5 protein-coding genes are annotated in these 6,030 nt (G+C 44.8%); 4 read left to right on the plus strand and 1 reads right to left on the minus strand.

The genetic code is table 11. The annotated features are described in order from the left end of the window. Window positions 1–500: 500 nt before the first annotated feature. Both AB4375_RS15350 and AB4375_RS15355 read left to right on the plus strand, forming a co-directional pair. Entirely contained in the window at window positions 501–1,157 is a 657-nt protein-coding gene (locus tag AB4375_RS15350; RefSeq protein WP_029405418.1) for a 2OG-Fe dioxygenase family protein, read from the plus strand. Next, window positions 1,141–2,376 carry a cysteine desulfurase-like protein gene (locus AB4375_RS15355; protein WP_372051931.1) on the plus strand — a complete coding sequence of 412 codons (1,236 nt, stop codon included), beginning with the start codon at window positions 1,141–1,143 and terminating at the stop codon, window positions 2,374–2,376. Before AB4375_RS15350 ends, AB4375_RS15355 begins: the two co-directional genes overlap by 17 nt. Window positions 2,377–2,565: 189 nt before the next feature. On the opposite strand, the gene AB4375_RS15360 is transcribed toward AB4375_RS15355, so the two are convergent. Beyond that, entirely contained in the window at window positions 2,566–3,237 is a 672-nt protein-coding gene (locus AB4375_RS15360) for a type 1 glutamine amidotransferase domain-containing protein (protein WP_102548915.1), read from the minus strand. Between the two features lie 215 nt (window positions 3,238–3,452). On the opposite strand from AB4375_RS15360, the gene AB4375_RS15365 reads away from it, so the two are divergent. Together AB4375_RS15365 and AB4375_RS15370 are read left to right on the plus strand one after the other, a co-directional pair. After that, the gene (locus AB4375_RS15365; protein ID WP_029235692.1) at window positions 3,453–4,337 is read left to right on the plus strand and encodes a LysR family transcriptional regulator; all 885 of its coding nucleotides are present in this window, start codon (window positions 3,453–3,455) and stop codon (window positions 4,335–4,337) included. A gap of 346 nt (window positions 4,338–4,683) precedes the next feature. Then, complete coding sequence (locus tag AB4375_RS15370; protein ID WP_102332095.1) at window positions 4,684–5,934, plus strand: sensor domain-containing diguanylate cyclase; 1,251 nt, start codon at window positions 4,684–4,686, stop codon at window positions 5,932–5,934. Window positions 5,935–6,030: the final 96 nt, after the last annotated feature.

Genomic DNA, 6,030 nt, shown 5'->3' on the forward strand with positions numbered 1-6,030 from the left:
TCCCCCCGAACTCGACCTGTTCCAGACGCGCAAGCAAAGGCGTGTGGATTCTGGCGTACTCATAAATTAACCAATTTCAGTTTGTTGTGTAAATAATCAATAGTTTGTCAATTGATAGGTAGGTCGTATTTTGCTGTGCAAAAGCATAGAAATGAATGATGGCGAGAGTGAGGGCTGAACTCATGCAAGGAGGCTGGCGTATTGAAGCGAAAGGGCTGACACAATATGAAATATGGCTTGACAGTTAATAATATCGTTAAATTTAAATTTGCAGGGATTTATAACTAGCTAGTGGAGTGTGCTAGTTTTAAGCGTTGGTCATCTTTTATATTGGTGTTATACACTGCTTTTGAATTTTAGGTTAGATTTAGTGTCTGAATTATTAAATCTGACGGGATAAATGATTGTTTAATATTGATTTGACAAGATCTTCAAGTATCCTTTATGTAAACAAAACGTTAAATATCGAAAGTAAATTAACAATCATTAAGGAGTCGATGATGTTACATGCTCACGAAAATACCCTACATATTACCCACCTCAGTAACCACGCAGTTGAGGAGTTGTCACCGTCATTCTCTAAGCTTCCAAGCACAGAGCATGCGGATGGTCAGTTTCGATTGAGAAGGTACTCGGTGGTTCAATTCAGTAATGGACAAGTCGTAGAGCTAGACAAACATAACTTTGTTCAGTCTGAAGACATTAATCACTTTCAAGGTGACGTTGTTCGCCAATTCGAGCCAATTGAAGCACCAATCCTAAGCAGCGAAGGCATGCAAGAGATGTGTGAACTGTTTATTGAAACCAATGGGCTTGAAGACGGACAAGAAATCGAAATCCACCAAATCCGTATCGCTGCCATTTTTGAAGAGACACAGGTTGCGCCAGAAGGTGTTCACCAAGATGGCTTCGACCACATCGCTTTAATTGGTGTTAACCGTCATAACATTGTGGGTGGCGAGATAATGCTGTACCAAGATTCACATGAAGCGCCATTCTTTAGAAAAGTGCTTGAAGACGGTGAAGTCGCAATGCTGGCCGACAGCAAGCTTTGGCACAACGCACAACCGATTCGTACCATAGACCACGATGAGATGGGCTATATGGATGTGTTTGTTCTAACGGCTAAGGATGCGCGCAATGTCCTTCACTCTTAATGATGTGCGCCAGCAGTTTAGCGCGCTAGGCCAATACCATAACGGTAAGCCGGTGACCTTTTTTGATGGGCCAGGTGGCTCTCAGGTTCCTGAAAATGTTTTAGCATCCATGACGGAATATCTTGGCCACTTTAATTCAAACCTAGGCGGTCATTACTTTTCTAGCCAGAAGACCACAGGTTTAATGCAGCAAGCGAGAGAAGCGGCACAAGCGCTACTCAATGCGGAATCTTCTGGCAACGTTGTGTTCGGTGCGAACATGACCTCGCTGACCTTCCAACTTAGCCGCGCGATCAGCCGAGATTGGAAAGAGGACGATGAAGTTATCGTTACTGCGTTAGACCATTACTCGAATGTATCAAGCTGGCAGCAAGCAGCAGACGACAAAGGCGCGATTGTTCGCCAAGTTCGTGTCGACGAGTCGGATTGCAGCCTAGACATGGCGCACTTTGAGTCGCTGTTAAATGAGAAGACTAAGCTTGTTGCTGTGACGTTTGCTTCGAATACGACAGGCTCGATTGTCGACATGGCGAAAGTTATTGAGCTTGCACATCAGCATGGTGCGCAGGTTTATGTCGATGCCGTTCATTACGCGCCACATCACTTGATCGATGTTCAGCAGCTGAATTGTGATTTCTTAGCGTGTTCAGCGTATAAATTCTTCGGCCCGCATGTGGGCATTGCTTATGTTGCACCTCAATGGCTACACACGTTAAAGCCTTACAAGGTTGAGCCTGCAACCAATATTGGCCCAGGCCGTTTTGAAACAGGTACGCAAAGCTTTGAAGGCCTTGCAGGTGTGATTTCGGCGGTAGATTACTTGGCGCAATTCGGTGAGCCAACCGACTCATTGCGTTCTCGTTTAGAGCAAAGCTACGCGCTTTATAATAAGCATGAAAGCCAGCTCAGTGAGTACTTCCTTAAACGCTTGTCTGATCTTGAAGGGGCAAAGCTTTACGGGAAAACAGAGTTTGATTCGAACCTAAGAACGCCAACCTTTGCGGTTACCTTTGAAAACCATTCTCCAGAGTTCATCGCCAAGAAGTTGGGTGAACATAATATCTGTGTGTGGAACGGACATTTCTACGCATTAGGATTGGTAAAGCAATTGGGTATTGAAGAGCAGGGCGTGGTGCGTATTGGTTGTATGCATTACAACTCGATTGAAGAGATCGACTTGTTGTTCAATGTGCTTGAAGGGATCTTGCGAAGTAACTAGCGAGAAGCCATTAGCGAGAAACTATTAGCAAGAAGTAATTAATAAGAAGGCACTGACCTTTGCTGTTTGTGCCTTTAGATCGAAAAAAGAGCATGCTTCTCTCAAGAATATTGAGTAGGAAGTATGCTCTTTTTGTTTGATTGAGCTTATTTGATCAACGCCAGTTATTCGAGTAAGCCCTTGATTTAACTAAGACAGGTGCTTAACCAGAGTTGCACCTACTGCGTGCGCACTGGTTGGGTTTTGGCCAGTAATTACTCGATCATCAACAATTACAAGCTCTTGCCAAGGTTGAACCTTGTTGAAACGCGCTGCGCTGCGAGCAAGAGACTCTTCCAATAGGAATGGAATGTCGTTGATGGTGCCAAAGTCGATCTCTTCTTCACGTGTAAAACCAGTCACCGATTTAGAGCTCAATAGCTTCTCGCCGTTGCTTAAAACAATCGGAAGCAGTGCTGCTGGGCCGTGACATACAGATGCGATCACACCGCCATCTTCATAGTGTTTAGCCGCAATAGCTGCGAATTGCTCGTCGGTTGCTAAGTCAGAAAGCAAACCGAATCCACCTGGGTAGAAGATAGCGTCGTAGCTTTCTGCATTAATTTGGCTTACAGGAATCGTGTTATTAATGCGGTTCTGGAAGTCATCATCAGCCAAGATCTCAGCGTTTACTGAATCCCCTTCAATATCGGTTCCGTACAATGGGCCTTTACCACCCTTGATAGAAGCGATGTCGTACTCAAAACCCGCAGCAATGATCTCTTTGAGAGCATGAGTCAGTTCAGGCGCATAAGTACCATTCGCTTGATCTGTATCGCCTAGTGTTGCGTGGTTAGTTACAGGTATTAGTATTTTTTTCATGATTCGTCCCTTTGAGCTGCTGTTTTTTTTATTTAGGTGCTGACGCTTTTCGTTAAGCACTGAAGCTTTTCGTTAGGCGCTAGGTATCGCGTTGTTACTTAGCTATCGCCGCCTTGTTGTATCTAATACTAGTTCCAAACTGATTAGGTGATAATATACGAAACAGGCAAAACATTGTTGCTATATAGCAAAGATAGAATGCGAGTAGATTAAGTATGGATAGCTTTGAAGGGATTAATGAATTTGTTGCGGTCGCCGAATGCCACGGCTTTTCAGCAGCCGCTAAACAGCTAGGTTGCAGTACCAGCCATGTGAGTCGGCAGGTTTCAAGGTTGGAAGAGAGAGTGGGAGTGGCCCTGCTTGCGCGTTCAACACGGATGGTTAGCCTGACTGAATCGGGCCACACCTATTACCAACAGTGCAAAGACTTGGTGATTGGGCTACAACAGGCCAATGAACAAGTCACGTCTCAGCAGACTCAGCTTAGCGGTACTTTACGTGTGAGTGCGGCGGGCGCATTTGCAGAAAATCATGTTGCCGCGGCGCTGATGGAATTTGCTAAAGAGCATCCTGAGCTCACCATAGAAATGAATTTCAATACCAAGATGGTTAACTTCATCGAAGATGGCATCGATTTCGCGATTCGTTATGGCCGATTGGACGATTCAGGATTGGTGGCAAGAAAGCTCGTCGATCGCCCGATGGCGGCGGCAGCCAGTAAAGACTACATAGAGCAATTTGGTACGCCGACTCATCCAGAGCAGTTAAAAATGCACAGCTGTATTATCGCCAACAGTGATCAGTGGCTATTTGAGAAAGAGGGCAAACCGTTAAATGCAGTGCGAGTACATGGACGCTGGCGCAGTAACAATTCGAGCGCAGTACTGAAAGCATGTGAAGAGGGGCTTGGCATCGTTTATCTTCCTAAAAGCAGTTTCAATGGCAGTCTTAGCAATGGAAAACTCGTCCCTGTATTAGAAGAGTATTGGGGAGCGGGCACAAGCAGTTGGATTGTTTATCAGAACCGTCGTTTTCTTCCACAGAGAGCACGGTTAGCTATCGACTTCTTAGTCTCATATTTCTCTGATTGGAATGAATAGTTCGTAGGTTTAAAGAATAGTGCGCAGGTTTAAAAGAATAGCGAACAGGATTTGAAGTGGTTGGGAGCGGATTCTTTCATCAGTTCAAGGCCAAAAGTAGAAAAAGATAATGGTTACATTGGTATAGGTTATCTATTTCTGTTTTTTGACGCGAATAATGGGATTGAGATGCTTGTCTACTTTTACTAACTCGTGTTAGCAATTGAGTTGTAGAGAATGCCGCAACAGTACGATATACTAGATGGCATATTAATGTCCCTAGCGCGTGATAGATTCTGTGGAAGCGTTGGCAGGATGTGTTGTTATGCTCCAGTTTATGAAGTGTAGCTAGAGTGCGGAGTTGGCAATGTCTTCAATAAATTTCGAATCCACGTACGGTGTAATAACTATTCAAGATATGAATGTAGTTAGTGTTGACGCTAACTATGCTCGCATCTATGGATACCAATCGCCCGAAGAACTACTTTCTAATATCGATAGCTTTCTAGATCTAATCTCAGAAGATTATCATGTTCTCGCCTATCAAAATTACCTTGAAACGGTCAGTGGTCAACGCGACCCTCAGGTTCACACCTATACCAATATTGATCGTAATGGCAGAGAGTTCACTGTGTTTTCTATCGACCATGTGACGGAGTGGCAGGGAAGACCTGCACTGCAAGTCACGGTGATCGATCTTTCCCCAGCGATTCAGCTGCAAAATGCGGTGCTTGAGCAAGATAAGATGTATCACGACATGATCATGCAATCTGGGCAGGGCATCTTGGTTCACCGAGATTTCAAGCCGCTGATGGTTAATCAATCTTGGGTCAACATGCAAGGCGCGGCTTCCATCGAGCAAGTATTAGAGCTGGACTCTATCCTTGAACTGGTACCAAAACAGAATGCCGATGGCATCAGCAAGCACTATCACGCGATCGTATCAGGGGAGTTGTCAGGTACTAGTACCGTGGTTGAAAACATTGGCTTTGACGGCGTTCATCGGTTCTTCAATATTTACGACAATGCGATTACTTGGAAAGGTCAGCCAGCCGTTCAGGTTGTGCTCGAAGATGTGACTCAAAAGGTGATGCTGGAAAAGCAGTTGGTTCACCAAGCGAACTTCGATGAAATGACCGACTTACTTAACCGCAGAGCGATTTATGAGTGGTTGAGAGAGCACATGTCCTCTAAAAACTACCTTGTTTGTATGCTGCTAGATATCGATGATTTTAAGTCGATTAATGACACTTACGGTCATATGGTCGGTGATGAGGTCATTTGTGCTTTGGCTAATATTACCAAGCGCAGTGCCGAGAAAGCCGGCGGAGTCGCAGGCCGTTGGGGTGGCGAAGAGTTCATTATATTTATCCCAAACACGTCTCTTGAAACAGCACACGAAGTGTCAGAAGAGATTCGCCAACAGTTCAATCAAGTTGAATTCAGAATCGATGAACAGTTACGATTTAATTCGAGTGTCAGTATCGGAATCAGTGATAGCCAAGCCTGTGAAGACGGTGTCACGATTGATGCACTCGTGAATTTAACCGATCAATCTCTCTATCGCGCGAAAGCCAACGGCAAGAATTGTGTAGACGGAGATGTGGTTGCGCTCTAACGCCTAAAATCGTCATCGAAAGCGAATAGGATCGACAACGAAAAATGCCCTCAAGTCATCACTTGAGGGCATTTTATTTGTGCGCCGAGCATGGCG

Origin of the sequence: Vibrio sp. 10N.261.51.C6, assembly GCF_041471785.1 — a bacterium.
Classification (GTDB): domain Bacteria; phylum Pseudomonadota; class Gammaproteobacteria; order Enterobacterales; family Vibrionaceae; genus Vibrio; species Vibrio crassostreae_C.

What these genes read in the sequence shown, in the direction of transcription:
- AB4375_RS15365 (WP_029235692.1), top strand. Translation starts at nt 3,453, where the DNA reads ATGGATAGCTTTGAAGGGATTAATGAATTTGTTGCGGTCGCCGAATGC.
- AB4375_RS15360 (WP_102548915.1), bottom strand. Translation starts at nt 3,237, where the DNA reads ATGAAAAAAATACTAATACCTGTAACTAACCACGCAACACTAGGCGAT.
- AB4375_RS15350 (WP_029405418.1), top strand. Translation starts at nt 501, where the DNA reads ATGTTACATGCTCACGAAAATACCCTACATATTACCCACCTCAGTAAC.
- AB4375_RS15355 (WP_372051931.1), top strand. Translation starts at nt 1,141, where the DNA reads ATGTCCTTCACTCTTAATGATGTGCGCCAGCAGTTTAGCGCGCTAGGC.
- AB4375_RS15370 (WP_102332095.1), top strand. Translation starts at nt 4,684, where the DNA reads ATGTCTTCAATAAATTTCGAATCCACGTACGGTGTAATAACTATTCAA.